Here is a 20,872-nt window from a genome sequence, read left to right on the forward strand (position 1 = left end):
AGGGAAAAAATTAACGCCCATGATGGAGCAGTACATGGAAGTCAAAGAGCAGTGCCAAGATAAAATCCTCTTTTTCCGCCTCGGCGACTTCTATGAAATGTTTTTTGACGATGCCTTGACGGTATCGCGCGAACTCGATTTGACATTGACCGGCCGGGCCGGCGGCAATAAGGAGAAAATCCCTATGTGCGGCGTCCCCTTTCATTCGGCCGATACCTATATTGAGCGCTTAGTCCAGAAAGGGTATAAAGTTGCGATTTGTGAGCAGATAGAAGATCCGAAACTGGCTAAAGGCATCGTCAAACGGAAGATCATCAAGGTCATCACGCCGGGGACGATTACCCTTGAAAACGCCGTCGCATCGAAACAGAACAACTATATCGGCTGCCTGACTGAAGGACAGGGCATCATTTCCATTGCCCTGACCGACGTTACGACCGGCGAATGCCTGTGGGCTGACTGCGCTGCCTCCGAGATGGGCGACGTGTTGTTTGACATCCTTGCCGTCTACGAGCCGAGCGAACTCATCTATGCCCACATGGACGAGCATATGGAAAAGGTTCAGCGCTATCTGAAAGGGCACCTTTCCCAGTGCACGGTGACGGCCTTTGCCGTCGATGACGATGTTGACTATCGGGAACAGGCACGGCCGTATTTTCAGCCGGAATCCTTTGCCGCTGCTGCCCGGGCCGGCGCCTGCATCGGCATGCTCCTGGCTTATGTCAGCGACGTCATGCAGTCCGATGTGTCCCACATCAATTCGTTAGAACATATCGACAATGAACGGCGCCTGGTCATCGACGCCGCCAGCCTGCGCCATTTGGAAGTTACCCAGAATGTCCGCGACGGCGGCCGCCGGGGGACCCTCCTCGACGTCCTCGACAAGACCAATACGGCCATGGGCGGAAGGCTTCTTCGCAAGTGGTTAGAAGCACCGCTCATCCGCATCGCCGATATTACGCGGCGTCAAGATGCCGTAGAAGACCTGGTCCTCCACGACATCATGCGCCAGGACCTGGCCGACGTCCTCGACCGGATTTACGATTTCGAACGGATTTTGACGCGTATCGAAACGGGGACGGCGACGCCGAAGGACATGGTTGCCCTGCGCGAATCTTTGGCTGTCATTCCTCAATTGAAAGAGGTCTTGTCCGGTGCCGAAGCCGATTTGCTGCACAGTCTCAATGGCCGACTGGAAACCCATGACGACGTCTACGACCTCTTATGCCGGGGCATCAAGGATGAACCGGGGTTGGTTATCCGCAACGGCGGCGTCATCAAAAACGGCTTTTCGCCGGATCTCGATGAAATCCGCTCCATTGCCGCCAACAGCCATGCCTTTTTGCAGCAGTTAGAAGAAGCGGAAAAAGAAAAGACCGGTATTAAGCTGAAAATCGGCTATACTAAGGTTTTCGGCTATTACTTTGAAATTTCCCATTCCAACACAAAACCGATTCCCGATTACTACGTGCGCAAGCAGACATTGGTCAATGCCGAACGCTATATTACGCCGGAGCTGAAGGAATTTGAAATAAAGGCCCTGACCAGTCAGGAACGGATGCTGGAATTAGAATACAAATTGTTCGGCGACATCCGCCGTGACATTCAGGCCCACATCCCGGACATGCAGGAAACGGCCCGAGCCATCGCCCGCATCGACTGCCTGTACAGCTTGGCAGAAGCGGCCTATGACAACCGTTACGTCCGGCCGGCCCTCAATACTAAGGCAGCCGTTCGCATCAAAGACGGCCGCCACCCCATTGTAGAGCAGTATTTAAAAGATGAATTGTTCGTCCCCAACGACGTCAACTTAAATCACGACGACCACGAAATCCTGGTCATTACAGGCCCCAACATGGCCGGTAAATCGACGTATATGCGCCAAGTGGCCGTATTGGTCCTCATGGCCCAGGCCGGCTCTTTTATACCGGCCAAGGAAGCGTCAATCTGCCCGGTAGACCGCATCTTTACCCGTATCGGCGCCAGCGACGATATCTTGACCGGCCAGAGTACCTTCATGGTGGAAATGAAAGAAGTGTCCTACATCTTAAAGCACGCCACCAGCCGCAGCCTGCTCATCCTCGATGAAATCGGCCGCGGAACGAGTACCTTTGACGGCATGTCCATTGCTCGGGCGGTCATCGAATACTGCCTAAAAAACGTCCATGGCCTGACCTTGTTTGCTACCCATTATCACGAGCTCATCGCCATGGCCGACGACTCGCCGAAGATTAAGAATTACACCGTTGCCGTCAAGGAACGAGGGAAACACATCAAGTTCCTGCGCCGCATCGTGCCCGGCGGCGCCGACCGCAGTTACGGCCTCCACGTCGCACGGCTGGCAGGCCTTCCGGAAAGCCTCTTGAAGCGGGCTGATGTCATCCTCGAAGAACTTGAACAGCAAGGCGGCGGGATGATGCCGGCGAGACCCGTTGTCGTTACCGAGCCGTCGCCTATGGGGGACAGCCTCTTTTCGAGTCCCGTTATCGACAAGCTGCTCGGCGTCGATGTGAGCAGCATGACGCCTATCGAAGCGATTTCTTTCTTATATAGTCTGCAAAAAGATGCCAAAGAGGGAAGTGGAATCCATTGAGTTCAATCATTCATGTCTTAGATGAAGCAACGCGCAATAAAATAGCTGCCGGTGAAGTCGTCGAACGGCCGGCGTCGTGTATTAAAGAGCTCGTCGAAAATGCCATCGATGCCGGCGCCGGTGCCGTTGAAGTGGAAATCGCCGACGGTGGCCAATCCTATATGCGGGTTACCGACGACGGCTGCGGCATGAGTGCCGAAGATGCCAAAAAGTGCATCATCCGCCACGGGACGAGTAAAATCAGTTCCGTCGAAGATATCTTTTCCATTACGTCCTTAGGATTTCGCGGGGAAGCCGTGCCCAGTATTGCCGCCGTTTCGCACATGCAGATTACGACCCGTCAGGAAGGTGACGACTTTGCAACCCATCTCCTCCTCGACGGCGGCGTCATTACGGCAGAAGACCAGGCCGGCGCTCCCGTCGGGACGACGATGGAAGTAAGCGATCTCTTCTACAATACGCCGGCGCGGCGGAAGTTCCTAAAGAGCGAGCGGACGGAAAGCTCCAAAATTTCTGAAATGGTGACCAAATTGGCCTTAGCCAACCCGTCCATTGCCTTTACTTTTACCAATAACGGCCGTACGACGATGAAGACCGGAGGTACCGGCGATCTGCGGGAGACGATTGCCAACATTTACGGTGCCCAAGTGGCCCGTGAAGTCTTTGCCATCTCCTATGATCAAGACGGGATTACCATCGAAGGCTACGTCGGAAAACCGTCGGTCCTAAAGAGCAACCGCGGCTGGCAGACGTGCATCGTCAATCAGCGCATCGTCCACAACCCCTTGATGTTCAAGGCCATCGACAACGCCTACCATGCCATGCTGCCCAAATCGGGCTATCCCTTTGCCATGCTCCACCTCCGCGTCGACCCGGCCGTCATTGACGTCAACGTCCATCCGGCTAAGACGGAAATTAAATTCTCTGACGAACAGGCCGTCTATCGAGCCATTTACCGCAGCATCGTAACGGCTCTCGTGGCTCAGGAAAAGCCGGAAGATATGGCCAAGACCATTGAGCCGCCGTCGCAAGAAAAGACGATAGAACGACCGGCTGTCGAGGAAATACGCCTTGGGGCTTCAGAAGCGGCGCCTGTCGTAAAGGCCTTTACACCGATGACAGAAGCTCCCAAACCGGCGATTCCGACGCTCTTTGAAGGGGAGCGCAAAGTTATTCCTCCGGAAGAAAAAGATGCCCTGCGGGAAGAATCGCGTCCGACCCTTTCCTTTACCAGTCGGCCTGCTTCGTCTTTTCCTCGAACGGAGCGGAACTATGAACCGCCGTCTCGTTCGAGCGACAGCAGCCGCCTCTTTTCAGAGGCCTTGGCTCAGCACGGCCAGGGCGGCGCGACGGAAGCCGTTGCGGCAGGGCCTGGGGAAGAGGTGCCGAAAATCGTCTTTGAAGGCGATGACGACGTTTTCATTCCCCTCGGCGTCGTAGCCGACTGCTTCATCGTTGCCAAGAAAGGGCAGGATCTGTACATCGTCGACGAGCACGCGGCCCACGAACGAATTCGCTACGATACCTTCTGCCGTCGCGTCGAACGGATGCCGAGTCAGCAGCTGTTGACGCCGGAATTCATCGAAGTCGACGGCGACGACATGAACCTCCTCTTAGAGCGGCAGGATGTCTTTTCCGACCTGGGCTATGCCTATTCCGAAGCCGGGCCGTCGACTCTTCGTATCGAAGAAGTCCCCTGCGACCTGCAGAGCAGCGACATCGCCGATTCCTTGAAGGATATCTGCCAGCTCCTCCACGATCAGAAGGAGCCCGATAAGGCCATGGTCCGCCACCGCTCCCTGGCTTATCTCTCGTGTCACGGTGCCGTAAAGGCCGGAGACCGCCTCAACATTCGGCAGATGAAGCAGCTTCTGGACGATCTCTTCCATACAGAAAAGCCATACGTCTGCCCCCATGGCCGGCCGATCATCATCCGCTTTACGCCAAAAGAATTGGCTCATCTCTTTAAACGGACATGAGGCCCATGATATACGTCGTGCCTTCTTTGAAGGCCAAAGAAAAATTGCAGGATGAGGGAAGAGCCTGGTCCGAAGAAATGGGTTTTTCCTTTGTGCCGCGGCGAAAGAGGACCATCTCCGATTTGATGGCCGACTACGGGCCGAATTTTCTCGTCTATTCCTCGCGGGGACCGCAGATCGACCGTCCCGAAGGCAGTCATTTTTTCAGCCTCAATATGGCTGAACTCCGGACGCAGCACATCCGAAAGGGCCAGCCGGATCATTTGTTGACGGCCCTTCAGGGCGGGACTCCGGGGGATGTGCCCTTGTCGGTTCTGGACTGCACCTGCGGCTTTGGCGCCGACTCCATCGTCGCTTCCTTCGGACTTCCCGAGGGATCGGTGGTAGAGGCCTTAGAAGTGTCGCCCCTCCTGGCGGCCGTAACGTCCTGGGGCTTTTCTCATTTCGTCCATGAAAAGGACGACATCACGGCGGCACTGCGCCGCATTTCCCTTCGCCGCGGCGATTACCGCACTTATCTTAAAAACGATGAGGGCCCTCATTACGATGTCCTCTATTTTGACCCCATGTTCCAGCGCCCCGTTGAAGGGAGCTGCCAATTCCAGCCCGTGCGGGCCATTATGAATCACGGCAGTCTTACGCCGGACCTCATTGAACAAGCTATTCAGAAGGCGCGGCGCCGGGTCGTCATTAAAGAGCGGGACTTTACGCAGCTGTGCCGGGATTTCCCCCAGGCGAAATTGTATGGCGGCAAATACAGCCATATTGGCTATGCCGTATTGGAGTGTGAATCATGGAAAAAGTAATTGCCATCATCGGTCCGACGGCAGTCGGAAAGACGGCCCTCAGCTTTGCTCTGGCCGACCATTACGGAACGGACCTCGTTTCCGGCGATGCTTATCAGATTTATCGCCATATGGATATCGGCACGGCAAAACCGACGGCGGATGAACTGGCCCGTTACCGCCATTACCTGATCGACATCGCAGGCCCTGATGAGCCTTATTCAGCGGCTAAATTCTGCAAGATGGCTGGCGAAGCCATTACGGCTGTTAATAGCGAAGGGAAAATTCCTATCCTCGTCGGCGGTACGGGCCTCTACGTCCAGTCCCTCCTCGAAGGCTATGACTTTCAGACCTCGCGGATGACGGAAGCCGATAAACGGCGAGCTCAGGCCAAGTTAGAAGGCTTCGATGAGGAAACCCTCAAAGACTATATCCGGAAAGAAACGGATTGGGAGCCGCCGGACTGGCACGAACTCCTGTCCAACACCCATCGCCTGACCCGGCTGGTCAGCGCCATCGAGCAGGGGGAAGGGCACTCTTTCGTCCGTCAGGGCAAGGCTCATGACCTCGTCTATGACGCCTATGTCATCGGCCTTCGCCTGCCGCGGGAAGTTTTGTATTCCCGCATCGAAGAGCGGGTCGACGTCATGGTAGATGACGGCTGGGTCGATGAAGTCCGGCACCTGTTGGACCTTGGCATTTCTTTGGACAGCCAGGCCATGAAAGCCATTGGCTATCAGGAACTGGGGCAGTACGTCCTGGGGCAGATGCCCCTTGACGAGGCCATTCGTCAAATCAAGGCCCGGACGCGGCATTTTGCCAAGCGCCAGCTGACCTGGTTCAAGCGGATGCCATATATTCACTGGTACGATAAGGATCACTATGATAACGAACAAGGATTGATAACCGCTGTTTTGGAGGATATCAATTTTTAGCTTATAGATAGAAAGGAATCAACGACATTGTCTCTGGATTTAGAAGTTTTACGAAAAGAAGCACTGGCACAGTGTGCCCCTCAGTTTGAACGCATTGACACCATTTGTCTGAAAAATACGGAAAAAGTATTGAAAGCCTATAAGGAAGCTCAAATTTCTTCCTATCAGTTTGCCGGCACGTCGGGTTACGGCTATAGTGACATGGGCCGGGAAAAACTCGATGAAGTCTTTGCCCGGGTCTTCAAGGCGGAAAAAGCCTTGGTCCGGCCTCATTTTGTTTCCGGCACCCATGCTTTGGCGACGGTCCTGTTGTCCCTCCTCCATACGGGGGACCTTATGATGAGCCTCGTCGGGGCTCCTTACGATACGATGCAGGGCGTCATCGGCTATGCCCGCCATACGCCGCACTCCTTGAAAGAAATCGGCGTCGCCTACGAAGAAGTTCCTTTGAAGGACAATGCTTATGACCTTTCCGGTATTGAACAGCAGGTCGGCGCAAAGCAGCCGAAACTGGTCCTCATCCAGCGTTCTCGCGGCTACAGCACGCGGGCATCGCTCACCATCGAAGATATCGAAAAGATTATCGCCGTCGTCCGAAAAGTCAGCCCGAAGACGATCTGCTTCGTCGATAACTGCTACGGTGAATTTGCCGCTGAACGGGAACCTATCGAAGCCGGAGCCGATATCATCGCCGGTTCGCTCATCAAGAATCCCGGCGGCGGTATTGCCCCTACGGGCGGCTATATCGCCGGCAAGACCGAATTAGTCGAAGCCGCAGCCGACTACCTGACGGCTCCGGGACTCGGCGACGAACTCGGTTCCTATGCTGCCGGTTACCGCCTCTTTTTCCAGGGATTTTTCATGGCGCCTCACGTAACGGCTCAGGCCATTAAAGGGGCAGTCTTTGCAGCTGCCGTTTTTGAGAAAATGGGCTTTCGCGTATCGCCGGCCGTTACGACGCCCCGCGTCGATTTGATTCAGACTATCTATTTAGAAAACGAGCAGAATATGTGCCTCTTTTGCCAGGGAATCCAGGGCTTTTCGCCTGTCGATGCTCATGTAACGCCCATTCCTGATGATATGCCGGGCTATGCCGATAAGATTATCATGGCAGCCGGCGACTTCGTCCAAGGTTCGTCGATTGAGCTGTCGGCTGACGGTCCCATTCGCGAACCGTACATGATTTACCTCCAAGGGGGCATCGTCTTTGAACACAATGTACTGGCCATCTTAAGCGCCGCCCAGTACATCGCCGAACATCGGGAAGGAGCGGCTCATGATTAAGGAAGTCCTCGTCGTCGAAGGAAGGTCTGACGTCGCCCGTATCCGGGCCAGTCACATTGACGTCGACATGATTACGACCGATGGTTTCAACTTAAAACCCCATACGCTGGATCAGATTCGCTGTGCCTATGAAAAGCGGGGCATCATCATTTTGACCGATCCCGACCGGGCGGGCGAACAGATTCGAAAGTTTCTGACCGACCGCTTTCCGGAAGCCAAGCACGCCTTTATTCCCCGGAAGGATGCCATTGCCAACGACGACCTCGGCGTCGAACAGGCTTCTCCTGAAGCCATCCGCCTGGCCTTATCCAAGGTCCGCTCTGCCGTCTATGAGCCCCAGGAAATCTTTTCCATGAGCGACCTTTCCGGGGCAGGCCTGAACGGCAGTCCTGACGCGTCTGACCGTCGGGCTGAAGTCGGGGCCATTCTCGGCATCGGCTACGGCAATGCCAAGCAGTTTTTAAAACGATTAAATCATTACGGTGTTACCCGCCAGGAGTGGGACCAGGCTATTCGCCAGATCGATGAGGTGAAATAATGAAAGAAGTCGACTTATCTAATCCCGACGTCGTCCGCTACGTCGTCAACCGCTTTGGCCTGCGCATGAATAAAAAATTAGGGCAGAACTTCCTCATCCGTCACAGTGTCGTCGATGACATCGCCGATGCGGCGGATCTCAGTGAAGGCGATCCGGTTCTTGAAATCGGGCCGGGCATCGGCACCCTGACCCAGGCTTTGGCCGAAACAGGAGCTGCCGTTACGGCTGTCGAATTGGACGATAATCTGCTGCCCGTCCTCGACAAGACACTGGAACACTACGACAACGTCCGAGTCGTCCACGGGGACATCATGCGTACGGATATCGAAACGCTTATGAACCACAAGCCCTTCAAGGTCTGTGCCAACCTGCCCTATTACATTACGACGCCGATCATCATGAAGCTCTTAGAACAGAAACTTCCTATTGAACGGATCGTCGTCATGGTTCAAAAGGAAGTAGCCGAACGGATGGTAGCCGTGCCGGGTCATAAAATCTACGGGGCTCTCTCGGTTTCGGTCCAGTACTATACGGAACCGAAGATGCTCTTTGAAATCTCGCCGAAATGCTTCATGCCGGCACCGGAAGTTACGTCGGCTGTCGTCGCCATGGACGTCCGCCAACAGCCGCCGGTAGAACTGACCGATGAAAAGCGGTTCTTTTCGGTCGTCAAAGCGGCCTTCCAGCAGCGGCGGAAAACCTTGTCCAATGCCTTAAAGAATACGGGCATGACTAAGGAACAGATTGCCAAGGTCTTGGAATCTGCATCGATCGACGGTCAGCGCCGGGGTGAAACCTTGTCGCTCCAAGAATTTGCCGACATCGCCAATGACTGGGTGAAAACGACAAAGGGTGAAACCTTGTAAGCTATCTTTATTCGGAAAATTTCGGATGCTCCCGATAAAGATTCGCTGTGAATGGAGGTGACTTCACCTCCGTTCATGGGGAATCCCATCGTGATACCTCTTCCACCCCAAGGAAGCGCGCTGGCAAAGACGGTTTAAAAGAGCAGCTCTTCTGGCGACGATGAGGAACTTACGGGAAAATTACTTGACGAATAGAATGTACCGTGATATACTAATTAAGTCTTTTGTGGAGCGGTATCGAAGTGGTCATAACGGGGCTGACTCGAAATCAGTTAGGCCGAAAGGTCTCGTGGGTTCGAATCCCACCCGCTCCGCCATACGAAAAGCCGCACTGTTAAGCCTTTTATAGGTTTAACAGTGCGGCTTTCTTTTTTATAATTTCTATTGGCTGAGGGTTTTCTCTACCCCAACATCTACCCCAACAGTGTTTTTCGTGCATTGATCGTGCCTTCCGAAGGGATACATATCTTCCAGTCAGGCGGGGGCGATATTGTAATCCTTTCACACAATCCAAGGTCAGAATAGATTGCTTCCGGCAGTGAGCCCTTTAGGATGAACTCGCGGCTTTGTGATTGCTGCGAGTTCATCCTCATTTCCTTATTAGGTTTCGAGGCTGTCTCCTGACGATACCATGTGGGTGTGTTTTACTCGCCAATTGGTCATCTTATTGTAGAGCCAGAATCCGTAGATTCCCAAGGTAATTGCCGTGAAGAACCACCATTTTATGTAATTGCCAAAGAGTTGGGCCCCCGTTCCGTCGAAATAGAGACGGTGGCCGTCGATGACCGTATTGCGGCAGAGCCAACGCTGGAACATGACGAAGCCCCAGGGATAGGCAATGCCTAAGGTGAATATCGTCAGGAGGGTCATGATCAGGTAGTAGCCGATAAAACCGAGTACCGATCCTTCGAATTGAGATTCTTTTGAAACGTTCATGGATAACACCTGCTTTCTTTAAATTTCGCTGCGATAAGGGACTTGCCGTCTTTCCTATATTCCCAATTATCGAGTCGAGATGGATTGGTTCTATTATACCAAATTTTTGTCTTTATTATACCAATTATACACTTAAATAAGGTAATATAAGAATATCCTTGTGGCAATAATGAAAAAATCCGACTGAAAGAGGACTCCCGATATCGGCTGAAGCAGGGGATGTGCGGCGGAAATGAGCTGGTGATTTTGAGGGGGACGTACGGTATAATACCTGGAACGGAGCGGTTTATCAGTCAAGTATTCATTGCCGTGCAATAAGACAAAAGCGTTGGTAGAGGATACATTTTATCTAGACTGACTATTTGATTTGTGTTATAATAACAAAAAGTAATTTTTAATAGCATTTGAAAACTGGAAATGGAGGATGTTACTATGCAGAAAAAAAGTATGTTAATTGCAATGTTTTGGGTTTTAGCCGCAGTATTACTTCCTGTGTCGTCGACTTCTTTTGCAGCTACGATAGTTCCTGCCGGTCAATCGTCATATTCCACGGCGCCTCTCTACGGAACCTATCCGTTTATCGGCTCTGATGAAGACAGTAACTATTATCTGGATCCTTCCAGCACCTATTTTTCCAACCGTGAAAGCAGTGTTCCTGCTTTAGGTGGATTGGTTTACAAAGTACAGAAAGGCAGCGGCGACGTTGCTATCAGCCAGCTCGACCCGTACAACGTTACCTTCTCGACCTACACGGGCAACTCCGAACGCTATATCTCCGTCGACCGAGTTATGCATAATGGCGTAAACGTCAGACAAGAAATGACGGAAAACAACCAGGCCTTCTTTGACGGCTTGTTCTGGAAAATCGCTGACATTACGGGCGCCACGGAATACTGGAGAACCCACGTTAATAACTAATCTGTTATAACAATCACCAAACCCTGCAATGAATTTTGCAGGGTTTTTTGTTGTCTGCGGCGAATTCATTAAGAAAGGATGTTTTCGTTTTGAAACAGGTGATAACATGGAGAATCGAACTTATTCAGAAGAAGAGTATTTACAGATTGCAGAAATTCAGCATTTTGCCTTCTGTCCGCGCCAGTGGGCCTTGGATTACCTTGAAGGGCAGTGGCAGGAAAATGTCTTGACCATCGAGGGCCATGCCCTGCACGATAAGGCTCATGACCCCATGAGCCGGGAAAAGCGAAAGGGGAAGATTATCGTACGGGGGATGCGTGTCTTTTCTGCATCCTTAGGGATTTCCGGCGATTGTGATATCGTAGAACTCCATGAAAAGAAGGATGGTGTCTTCATTCCGGCTTTTAACGGGACCTACGAAGTGATTCCCATCGAATATAAGCGGGGACGGCCGAAAGAGGGCGAGGAAGATGTTCTTCAACTGAAATTACAGGCACTCTGTTTGGAAGAGATGTTCTGTACGACTATTCCCTACGGCTATATTTATTACGGAGAAACGAGGCGTCGGCAGGAAACGGTATTTTCAGAGCAGCAGCGGGAAACCATCATCGAGCTGCTGAAACAGATGCGCCAATATATTCAACGTGGATACACGCCTAAAGTAAGGCGGCGTAAGGGATGCCGAAAATGCTCCCTGCAGGATGTTTGTATACCGAAATTAAAGCCGGATACCTCGGTTCAGGCTTATTTAGAAAAGAGGCTGGTCGAATGAAGCCCTTATTGAATACCTTATTTGTAACGACGGACGGGGTCTACCTGTCTTTAGACGGAGAGAATATCGTCGTCTTAAAAGATCAGGCTGCCCTGGCTCGATTTCCCCTGCATAATTTTGAGCAGATCACAACCTTCAGTTATCTGGGAGCCAGCCCGGCCTTGATGAAAAAATGTGCCGATATGAACATCGCCTTGAATTTCATGTCGCCGCAAGGCCGTTTTCAGGCACGAGTCATCGGCAAGACCAACGGCAACGTCTTGCTTCGCAAAGAGCAGTACCGCTGGTCTGACTGTGAGGAACGGAGTGTTTCCCTGGCACGGGCCTTTATTTTAGGGAAGCTCTATAATGGTCGCTGGGTATTGGAACGCATGATGCGCGACCACGAAATGAGGCTGCCCATGGAAGATTTTCAAAAGACGTCGGCCCTTATGAAAGAGGCTTGCCGGTCCCTGCTTTCGGCAGCGGATCTGGACGAAATACGAGGTATTGAAGGAAAGGCCGGAGCAGCTTATTTTTCCGTTTTCGATGCTATGATACTCAATCAAAAAGAAGATTTCTTCTTTACAGAACGCAACCGGCGGCCGCCCCTAGATCGAATGAACTGCTTATTGTCCTTTTTATACGCCATGTTGGCCAATGATGCCGGCGCAGCCTTAGAGGGCGTCGGTCTCGATTCCTACGTGGGTTTCCTCCATCGCGACCGTCCGGGACGTCAGTCTCTGGCCTTGGATTTGATGGAAGAGCTTCGGCCGGTCATGGTGGACCGCACGGCCCTGGCCATGGTCAACACCAAGAAAATCAAGGGCAGCGATTTTTATCAGGAAGACGGAGGCGCCGTCTTACTTACCGACGAAGGACGCCGAAAAGTCTTGTCGTACTGGCACGACCATAAAGAAGAAATGATTCAGCATCCTTTTTTGCAGGAAAAGATAAAATGGGGGCTCGTTCCTCATGCTCAGGCCTTATTGTTGGCACGGTATCTGCGCGGCGATTTAGACGGATACCCGCCGTTTTTATGGAAGTAGGGATGGCTATGTACGTCTTAATAACTTATGATATCAGCACCGTCGACAGCGCCGGAAAAAGCCGTCTGCGAAAGGTAGCAAAGGTCTGCCAAAACTACGGACAGCGCGTTCAAAACTCCGTTTTTGAATGCAAGGTAGATCCGGCCCAGTGCAAGACGCTGGAACTGAAGCTGATCAAGATTATTGACGAAGCTCAGGATAGTCTGCGGTTCTATTACTTGGGAAAGACAAAGGACTTAAAGGTCAAACACGTCGGAGCCAAGCCGGCCTATGACATTGAAAGCACTCTCATCATATAAGGTGCGAAAGGGAAGGACATTCCATTTTCAGGCTGATTTGTGGGGTTTTAAAGGAGATATAAAGAGAAAATAGGAAGAAAATTAAGGCGATTTAGTATAAAAGTGGGAATACAGCCCAATTTTATCAGGATAGTAGCTGAGGAAACATGGGTTGTCGCTGTCGCACCCAAACGGGTGCGTGGATTGAAACAAAACCAACAAAAAGCCCAATACGGCCACGCCGAGTCGCACCCAAACGGGTGCGTGGATTGAAACTTTGGCGTGTATAACTAACGGGGAGCCTGCAACAGTCGCACCCAAACGGGTGCGTGGATTGAAACATGGGCATGAAACGAGCTAACGGCACCGGGTCCGGTCGCACCCAAACGGGTGCGTGGATTGAAACGCGACCAAGACAATGCGCAGACTTTCGACGTTGGGTCGCACCCAAATGGGTGCGTGGATTGAAACGGGATAATAGAACCGTGTATCTTTCCGTCGTCAGTCGCACCCAAACGGGTGCGTGGATTGAAACTGTTATTGCTTCATGTGTTTTTAGGAAGTCATCGTCGCACCCCAACGGGTGCGTGGATTGAAACCCCGTATCGTTGTCGTTCGGCGCGTAGAAAATTGTCGCACCCCAACGGGTGCGTGGATGTACATGTAAGTCGTATTTTCGTGACTATGTTGCCCTATTTTTTAAGTTAAATGGCCGTGGCGATTGAAAGGGCGATGGTGGGAATGGTATAATAAAAAAGTAAGTGTCACACCTTTTCCTCTTGTGAATCTTGAAGAAGGTGTGTGGATTGAAACATATATGTTGTAGTTGTCTTCTGTGAAGCAGTATCGCACCCTTTTGGGTGCGCGGGTTGAAAGAATGGATGCGGCAAGTAGTTCTTTAGGACTGCTTGCCGCATCTTCATAATTGACGATATGTTTCTTAATCGTTTCCAGAAATGACTTCTGCGGATTTAGGACGAGCTTGATGACCCGATATGTTAGAAATATGTAGTATTCTGAGTTCGTTCAGGTTGGGCAAAGAAAGCTGAAATATGGTATACTTAATAGGCATAAGTGAGGAGTGATCTTTTGAAAGGTATTGTATTGGCTGGCGGAAGCGGGACCCGGCTGTACCCGCTGACGACGGTAACATCGAAACAGTTGTTGCCGGTCTATGATAAGCCCATGATTTATTATCCCTTGTCGACCTTGATGTTGGCCGGGATTCGGGACATTTTAATTATTTCTACACCGACGGATTTGCCGAACTTTGAACGCCTTCTCGGCGATGGCTCTCATTACGGCATCCATTTGAGCTATAAGGTCCAGCCTTCTCCCGATGGTTTGGCCCAGGCCTTTATCCTCGGGGAAGAGTTTATCGACGGGGAACCGTGCGCCATGATCCTCGGCGACAATATTTTCTACGGTGCCGGCCTGACCCGTCATCTGCAGCAAGCCGCTAAGATGCAGGAAGGGGCTACCGTTTTTGGGTATTATGTCGACGATCCGGAACGGTTTGGCGTCATTGAATTCGACGGCGACGGAAAGGCTATTTCTATCGAAGAAAAGCCGCAGCAGCCGAAGTCGAACTATGCCGTAACGGGCCTTTATTTCTACGATCACCACGTCTGCGAGTATGCCAAGCAAGTGAAGCCGTCTGCCCGCGGTGAACTGGAAATTACCGACTTGAATAAGATTTATTTGGAAAAAGGAAAACTCGATGTCGTAACCCTCGGAAGGGGCTACGCTTGGCTCGATACGGGAACCGTCGACAGCCTGAGTGAAGCCTCGTCTTTCGTAAAGGCCGTGGAAAATCGGGCGGGAATTCAAATTGCCGCCTTGGAAGATATTGCCTACGGTCACGGCTGGATCACCAAGGAAGTCCTCGAAGAAAGCGCTGAAAAATACGGCAAGAGCCCTTATGGACAGTACTTGAAAAAAGTTGCCGAAGGCCGGTTCTTGCGGGACGAATAATTTCATCGCTCCAAGGAATTCTATGTGCAGGATACATCGAGAAATGGGAGGAACTTTTTCATGAATATCATCGTCACCGGCGGTGCTGGATTTATTGGTTCTAATTTTGTCTTTTACATGTTAAAAACACATTCGGAAGATCGGATTATTTGCTTGGATAAATTGACCTATGCAGGCAATTTGTCGACGCTGCAGCCGGTCATGGAACAGCCGAATTTTCGCTTCGTCAAAGCCGATATCTGCGATCGTAAGGCCGTATATCAGCTTTTTGAAGAAGAAAAGCCGGACATGGTCGTCAACTTTGCGGCAGAATCTCACGTCGACCGTTCTATTGAAAATCCTTCGATTTTCTTAGAAACGAACATCATGGGCACGGCGGTGCTCATGGATGCCTGCCGTAAGTACGGCATCCAGCGTTATCATCAGGTATCGACGGACGAAGTGTACGGTGATTTGCCCTTGGACCGTCCGGACCTGTTCTTTACGGAAACGACGCCGATTCATGCCTCGAGTCCGTACAGCTCGTCGAAGGCGTCGGCTGATTTGTTAGTTCTGGCTTATCACCGGACCTATGGCCTTCCTGTGAGTATAAGCCGCTGCTCCAATAACTACGGGCCCTATCATTTTCCGGAAAAATTGATTCCTCTCATGATCATCAACGCTTTGAATGATAAGGCCCTTCCGGTTTACGGCGACGGTCTTAACGTCCGTGACTGGCTCTATGTAGAAGATCACTGCCGGGCTATCGACCTCATTATCCGAAAAGGACGTGTCGGCGAAGTCTATAACGTCGGCGGCCACAATGAAATGAAGAACATCGACATCGTCACCTTGATCTGCCGGGAGCTGGGCAAAGACGAAAGACTGATTCAGCATGTAACTGACCGCAAAGGCCACGACCGCCGCTACGCCATCGACCCGACGAAGATTCACGACGAACTGGGCTGGCTTCCGGAAACAAAATTTGCGGACGGCATCAAAAAGACCATCGCCTGGTACTTGGATCATAAGGATTGGTGGCAGCCTATTGTCTCCGGCGAATACCAGACCTATTATCAAGAGATGTATGGACACCGAGGCTAAGGCAACTGACGAAGGGAAATGAGGGTGAACTTATGAAAATTTTCGTGACCGGTGTCAACGGACAACTGGGACATGACGTAATGAATGAATTGGCCCTTCGCGGCCATGTCGGTATCGGCAGCGATTTGGCGCCGGCATACAGCGGCCTTGACGATGGCTCTGCCGTTACCAAGGCACCGTATCGCTCCTTGGATATTACTGATAAAGAAGCCGTTTCGGAGGTCTTGAATGAAGTCCGGCCCGACGCCGTCATTCACTGTGCCGCTTGGACGGCCGTTGATATGGCTGAAGACGACGGACTGGTCGACAAGGTTCGCGCCGTCAACGCCGGCGGGACTCAGCACATTGCCGATGCCTGCAAAGCATTGGACTGCAAGATGCTCTATCTCAGTACGGACTACGTCTTTAACGGACAGGGAAGCGAACCGTGGCAGCCGGACTGCCGTGATTACCAGCCCCTCAATGTCTATGGCCAGACCAAGCTCGAAGGGGAGCTGGCCGTATCACAGACGCTGGACAAGTATTTCATCGTCCGCATTGCCTGGGTTTTCGGCAAGAACGGCAAAAACTTCGTCAAGACCATGCTGAATGTCGGCAAGACCCACGATACGGTCCGAGTCGTCAATGATCAGATCGGGACGCCGACCTATACCTTTGACTTGGCACGCCTGTTGGTCGACATGATCCAAACGGACAAGTACGGTTATTATCACGCGACTAATGAGGGCGGCTATATTTCCTGGTATGATTTTACCTGCGAAATCTATCGCCAAGCCGGTTATAAGACTGAGGTCATTCCCGTCACGACGGCAGAATACGGCCTGTCGAAGGCCAAACGCCCCTTCAATTCGCGCCTCGATAAACAGAAGCTCGTCGCAGCCGGATTTACGCCTCTTCCTGATTGGAAGGACGCCTTGAAGCGCTATTTAGAGTAACCGTCTGATACAGGCGTTACGGGATATAAAAGGAGAGACAACACGAAATGGGTCAGATTACAGTAGAAAAAAATGTCGGAAATATTGAAGGCCTTTGTATCATCACCCCGGCCGTTCACGGCGATGACCGCGGCTTCTTTATGGAGACATACAATCAGCGGGATATGGAAGAAGCCGGTTTTGATATCGCCTTCGTTCAGGACAACCAGTCCATGTCGGTGAAAGGCGTTTTGCGGGGCCTTCACTTCCAAAAACAGTTCCCTCAGTGCAAATTGGTTCGCGCCGTCCGAGGCAGCGTCTTTGACGTCGCCGTCGACCTTCGCCGTCAGTCAAAGACCTACGGCAAGTGGTACGGCGTAGAACTGACGGCAGAAAATAAGAAGCAGTTCCTCATTCCTGAGGGCTTTGCTCACGGCTTTTTGGTCCTCAGCGACGTCGCTGAATTTTGTTATAAAGTCAATGACTTTTGGCATCCCAATGATGAAGGAGGCATGGCCTGGAACGATCCTGAAATCGGTATCGTTTGGCCTGGCCTGAAGGGGACCTATGATGGAACTTGCAGTGCTGCCGGCTACACCCTGGCCGACGGGACGCCCCTTACCATGAGTGATAAAGACCAGAATTGGTTGGGACTGAAAGATACTTTTTCCTTTTAACCGAATGTAAAGCCCTTTTTTCTTCGAGCGCAGCAGCGAGGTGAAGCCTATGCAGAACATCATCGCCGTCATTTGGGACTTTGACAAGACCCTCATCGACGGGAATATGCAGGATCCGATTTTTGAAGAATATAATATCGATAAGACCGAATTTTGGCGGGAAGTCAATGCCCTGCCGGCGAAATATGCCGAAGAAGGCATTCGCGTCAATGGCGATACCATTTATTTGAACCAGTTCATCAACGAGACCCGCAAGGGGACTTTTAAGGGACTGAACAATGAAAAGCTGCGGAGCTTTGGAGAAAAGCAGAAGTATTATCCCGGTGTTCCCGATATTTTCAAAAACCTCAAGGCTGTCGTAGAAAATAATCCTCGCTATCAGGAATACAATATAAAAGTAGAACACTATATCGTCAGTACGGGGATGCTGGCCATTATCAAAGGATCGGCCGTCATGCCCTACGTCGAAGCGATTTGGGGCTGTGACTTCATCGAAAGCGTCGATGAAAATCAGCAGAAGGTCATCAGCGAAATCGGCTACACTATCGACAACACGACCAAGACGCGGGCCTTGTTTGAAATCAACAAGGGCGTTCCTCAGCGGCCCGACATCGATGTCAACGCCAAGATGTCTGACGCCTATCGCCGCGTGGCCTTTCCGAATATGATCTACATTGCCGACGGCCCCAGCGACGTGCCGGCCTTTTCGGTCATCAATAAATTCGGCGGCGCGACCTTTGCCATCTATCCTAAGGGAAATGATACGGCCTTTCAACAAGTCAATCAGCTGCGCGAAGACGGCCGCATCGACATGTATGCCGAAGCCGATTACCGTGAGGGGACGACGGCCTATATGTGGCTGACCCATAAGGTCGATGAAATGGCACGGCGAATCTATTTTGCCGAAAAAGAAAGCCTCGAAGGGGCTATTTCCTCGGCACCGAAACATCTGGTTTAATCGAATAAAGGCAGCAAAAAGCCCTTCACAGGCAGGAGCAGCAGCTTGTTTGTGAAAGGCTTTTTTTGTTAGGCATAAGATATTGGGTTGGAGCGTAAATCGACAGGGGAGATTATTCTCCCAAGGCGTAGAGAATGTCGGCAGCGACGGCGTTTAAGTTGTAGTGGCTGGTGTAGCAGACCATCGTGCCCTGCGAGGCAGCTTGCTGACAAGCTTTTCGGACCAAGGCATGGCCCGTGTGATTGGTGTTGATGATCAGAACGTCGGCTCCCTGCAGTTTTTGGCCGTCGAAATTTTTATTCTCCAAAATCGTCCATTCGGGAAAGCGAGTTTTAATTTTTTCGTGCCATAAATCACTGCCGCCGGCGACACAGACCGTAAGGGCATCGGCGGCTTTTTCGAGGCGTACCGTGTAGTCGTCAGGAAGGGGGAAGGCCCCTTGCTCTAAATCCTCTTGGGGGCAGCGAGCTTCCCATTCCTGAATAGACTGTTCCAAGGTCTTTACATAGCCGTCGTAATTTTCCTGCAGAGCTTGAAAGGCGGCTTTTGTCTGGTTCAATTCGTCGCGCAGGCTGGCTGCTTCATCATCGAAGATGGGAGGCGTATCATTATAGACGAGGCGAATGAGGCCCAGGCCGAGGGCAATCTGTCCGGCCGTATCGAGGATGCCGGCAAGCTTTAAGGCTTCGGCTGTATCGGAAGGAACAGGCGTGTTGGTGACGGCGATGCGGCCGCGGACCTTGTGGCCTTTGATAGCCGTCGGACGAGAGAATTGCTCAATCGTTACGGAGGCAATAGCTTTCGTAATGTTGTCATCGCTGCGGTGCAGGGTATATTCGGCTTTTCGCGGCGTGAAGCTTTCCTGAGTCAGTTGGCACTGGCCGGTCATAAGGCCCGTCTGATCGGGAAAGGTTACAGCCGGATTGTCTTTTAATTTCTGCCATAATCGGGCTGTCGGGACGGGACGGCCGGCAAGACAGATGGCTTCGCCGTAAGGCAGAAAACGATCTTCGCCGCGGCAGGAGAGGCCCGAAAAGGAATTCGTATAGAGTATCTGCGTGATTTTCATGATAATAAGGCTCCTCAAGGTACTGGAATGTTTCTATTATAAGCCATTCCGGAAGAGAATGTAAGGCGTAAGATACAGCGAAATCCATAGGGAGAGCGGCAGAGAATCTGACAGAAGATATTTTTATGGAGAACGAAGAATGAGGAATACGGTGTTTTTGCTTACTAAAAGAAGGATTACTTATGCTATAATAATCTTAAGAAGGCTCGGTCAGACTATAATGCGAAAGGGAAGTGGCCATGATAATTCCCGATAAAAAATGCCATAGATAGAGAGACGGACGAAGTAAATCCCTAATGACTGCTATATAGGGACTGTCAGTGGGGATTTAGCTGCATTGCATATCAAGGAAAACACAGGAAAATAAAAATTTTGTGTCGCACCTCAACAGGTGCGTGGATTGAAACCCCTGCAATGACTACAGTGTCGTCGGTGAACAGAGCCGCTCCCCAACGGGTGCGTAGATTTGAAACACTGGGGATAAGGAAACATACGGATTTTAGATGGTTATATGTATACTTTTTCTGTAATAGTTATACGGGTTTTGCGAGATAAATAGTATCTTTGTTGTTGACTGATGATATGGTTTTTCTTACATTTTGTTTGCCGAAGAAATGCCTTATTTTGGAAGCATTGCAGGTAGTTTATCTGTAGGTCGGCGCATGGTTTAGATTACCAAGGGTACCCAGGGATTCTCGGTCCGGATGAAAAAATATCTAAGGATGCATATTCATATATAGAAAAGTAAGGGCACGACAGCTTTTTAGCATAGGTCGTGCCCTCGTTGTTTTTTCAAGTGGGCAAGAGAACCTGCATGATTCATATATGCAAGAGCTGTAAAGTACATGCCCCTTACAGCAAAGGCGGCCTGCCGACTAGCATCAGTCAGCGGACCGCTTTTTACGACATATTCTAGTGAGATGGTATTAGGAAAAAGAAGTGGCAGGAAAAGAATGGTTACTTTGCACGAATTTGTGTGTAGAGATTGACGATTTCACTTGCCATATCTTTCATGGCCATGCCGGTCATGACGTAATCCTGGGCATGAGCGATGAGTACGTTAAACGGTCCTTTCAGTTCACCGTTGGCCTCTTTTTGCAGTAGTTCTTCTGTCTGTAGTCTATGTGCCTTGAGCAAATACTCATCAGCTGCCTTAAGGCTCTCTTCGGCATCGCCAAAGTTTCCGCGGCGTGCCTGTTTTAATGCATCTGCAACTTTGGCACGGCCATCACCGGCCGCTGCGATAATTTCGAATGCAACATCTTCTGGTTTAGACATATTGGAA

19 protein-coding genes, 1 tRNA gene and 1 CRISPR repeat array are annotated in these 20,872 nt (G+C 51.2%); of the genes, 17 read left to right on the forward strand and 3 right to left on the reverse strand.

Features of this window, described 5'->3' with window-relative positions; translation table 11 throughout:
* The first annotated feature begins 19 nt into the window (after positions 1–19).
* From mutS to QZQ46_RS01690, 8 genes are all read left to right on the forward strand, one after another.
* Positions 20–2,593, forward strand: a complete 2,574-nt coding sequence (gene mutS, locus QZQ46_RS01655; protein ID WP_296826268.1) for a DNA mismatch repair protein MutS — start codon at positions 20–22, stop codon at positions 2,591–2,593.
* Positions 2,590–4,572, forward strand: coding sequence for a DNA mismatch repair endonuclease MutL (gene mutL, locus QZQ46_RS01660; protein WP_296826221.1), 1,983 nt, complete (start codon positions 2,590–2,592; stop codon positions 4,570–4,572). The genes mutS and mutL overlap by 4 nt, the downstream gene beginning before the upstream one ends.
* A 5-nt stretch (positions 4,573–4,577) precedes the next feature.
* Complete coding sequence (locus tag QZQ46_RS01665; RefSeq protein WP_296826222.1) at positions 4,578–5,378, forward strand: class I SAM-dependent methyltransferase; 801 nt, start codon at positions 4,578–4,580, stop codon at positions 5,376–5,378.
* On the forward strand, positions 5,366–6,292 hold the full coding sequence (gene miaA, locus QZQ46_RS01670) for a tRNA (adenosine(37)-N6)-dimethylallyltransferase MiaA (protein ID WP_296826223.1): 927 nt from the start codon (positions 5,366–5,368) through the stop codon (positions 6,290–6,292). The genes QZQ46_RS01665 and miaA overlap by 13 nt, the downstream gene beginning before the upstream one ends.
* A 33-nt stretch (positions 6,293–6,325) precedes the next feature.
* Entirely contained in the window at positions 6,326–7,576 is a 1,251-nt protein-coding gene (locus tag QZQ46_RS01675; protein ID WP_296826270.1) for a methionine gamma-lyase family protein, read from the forward strand.
* A complete protein-coding gene (gene rnmV, locus QZQ46_RS01680) occupies positions 7,569–8,114 on the forward strand; it encodes a ribonuclease M5 (protein ID WP_296826224.1) in 546 nt (181 codons plus the stop codon). Before QZQ46_RS01675 ends, rnmV begins: the two co-directional genes overlap by 8 nt.
* Positions 8,114–8,980, forward strand: a complete 867-nt coding sequence (rsmA, locus tag QZQ46_RS01685) for a 16S rRNA (adenine(1518)-N(6)/adenine(1519)-N(6))-dimethyltransferase RsmA (protein ID WP_296826225.1) — start codon at positions 8,114–8,116, stop codon at positions 8,978–8,980. Before rnmV ends, rsmA begins: the two co-directional genes overlap by 1 nt.
* Before the next feature lie 228 nt (positions 8,981–9,208).
* Positions 9,209–9,297: transfer RNA gene (locus tag QZQ46_RS01690), tRNA-Ser, on the forward strand.
* A gap of 283 nt (positions 9,298–9,580) precedes the next feature.
* Here QZQ46_RS01690 and QZQ46_RS01695 read toward each other — a convergent pair.
* Positions 9,581–9,916, reverse strand: a complete 336-nt coding sequence (locus tag QZQ46_RS01695) for a DUF898 family protein (protein ID WP_296826226.1) — start codon at positions 9,914–9,916, stop codon at positions 9,581–9,583.
* 432 nt (positions 9,917–10,348) lie between these two features.
* On the opposite strand from QZQ46_RS01695, the gene QZQ46_RS01700 reads away from it, so the two are divergent.
* From QZQ46_RS01700 to QZQ46_RS01740, 9 genes are all read left to right on the forward strand, one after another.
* Positions 10,349–10,834 (forward strand): hypothetical protein, encoded by a 486-nt coding sequence (locus QZQ46_RS01700; protein WP_296826227.1) that lies wholly within the window; start codon positions 10,349–10,351, stop codon positions 10,832–10,834.
* A 106-nt stretch (positions 10,835–10,940) separates the two neighbouring features.
* Complete coding sequence (cas4, locus tag QZQ46_RS01705; protein ID WP_296826228.1) at positions 10,941–11,606, forward strand: CRISPR-associated protein Cas4; 666 nt, start codon at positions 10,941–10,943, stop codon at positions 11,604–11,606.
* A complete protein-coding gene (gene cas1c, locus QZQ46_RS01710; protein WP_296826229.1) occupies positions 11,603–12,634 on the forward strand; it encodes a type I-C CRISPR-associated endonuclease Cas1c in 1,032 nt (343 codons plus the stop codon). The genes cas4 and cas1c overlap by 4 nt, the downstream gene beginning before the upstream one ends.
* A gap of 8 nt (positions 12,635–12,642) precedes the next feature.
* Positions 12,643–12,933 carry a CRISPR-associated endonuclease Cas2 gene (gene cas2, locus QZQ46_RS01715; RefSeq protein WP_296826230.1) on the forward strand — a complete coding sequence of 97 codons (291 nt, stop codon included), beginning with the start codon at positions 12,643–12,645 and terminating at the stop codon, positions 12,931–12,933.
* 159 nt (positions 12,934–13,092) lie between these two features.
* Positions 13,093–13,575: direct repeats of the CRISPR family, unit length 31 nt; unit sequence GTCGCACCCAAACGGGTGCGTGGATTGAAAC.
* Positions 13,576–14,001: 426 nt separating this feature from the next.
* Positions 14,002–14,886: a glucose-1-phosphate thymidylyltransferase RfbA gene (gene rfbA, locus QZQ46_RS01720; RefSeq protein ID WP_296826231.1), complete on the forward strand. Its 885-nt coding sequence runs from the start codon at positions 14,002–14,004 to the stop codon at positions 14,884–14,886.
* A gap of 60 nt (positions 14,887–14,946) precedes the next feature.
* Positions 14,947–15,969, forward strand: a complete 1,023-nt coding sequence (rfbB, locus tag QZQ46_RS01725; protein ID WP_296826232.1) for a dTDP-glucose 4,6-dehydratase — start codon at positions 14,947–14,949, stop codon at positions 15,967–15,969.
* 32 nt (positions 15,970–16,001) lie between these two features.
* Positions 16,002–16,904 (forward strand): dTDP-4-dehydrorhamnose reductase, encoded by a 903-nt coding sequence (gene rfbD / locus QZQ46_RS01730; protein WP_296826233.1) that lies wholly within the window; start codon positions 16,002–16,004, stop codon positions 16,902–16,904.
* Between the two features lie 47 nt (positions 16,905–16,951).
* Positions 16,952–17,560, forward strand: a complete 609-nt coding sequence (gene rfbC, locus QZQ46_RS01735) for a dTDP-4-dehydrorhamnose 3,5-epimerase (RefSeq protein WP_296826234.1) — start codon at positions 16,952–16,954, stop codon at positions 17,558–17,560.
* Between the two features lie 49 nt (positions 17,561–17,609).
* Positions 17,610–18,518, forward strand: coding sequence for an HAD family hydrolase (locus QZQ46_RS01740; RefSeq protein WP_296826235.1), 909 nt, complete (start codon positions 17,610–17,612; stop codon positions 18,516–18,518).
* 112 nt (positions 18,519–18,630) lie between these two features.
* Here the strand turns inward: QZQ46_RS01740 and QZQ46_RS01745 are convergent, their stop codons facing one another.
* Together QZQ46_RS01745 and QZQ46_RS01750 are read right to left on the reverse strand one after the other, a co-directional pair.
* Entirely contained in the window at positions 18,631–19,587 is a 957-nt protein-coding gene (locus QZQ46_RS01745; protein WP_296826236.1) for a C-Myc-binding protein, read from the reverse strand.
* Between the two features lie 957 nt (positions 19,588–20,544).
* Positions 20,545–20,865, reverse strand: coding sequence for a PTS lactose/cellobiose transporter subunit IIA (locus tag QZQ46_RS01750; protein WP_296826237.1), 321 nt, complete (start codon positions 20,863–20,865; stop codon positions 20,545–20,547).
* Positions 20,866–20,872 lie beyond the last annotated feature (7 nt).

Origin of the sequence: uncultured Megasphaera sp. (genome assembly GCF_900539295.1) — a bacterium.
In the GTDB taxonomy this organism is placed as follows: domain Bacteria; phylum Bacillota; class Negativicutes; order Veillonellales; family Megasphaeraceae; genus Megasphaera.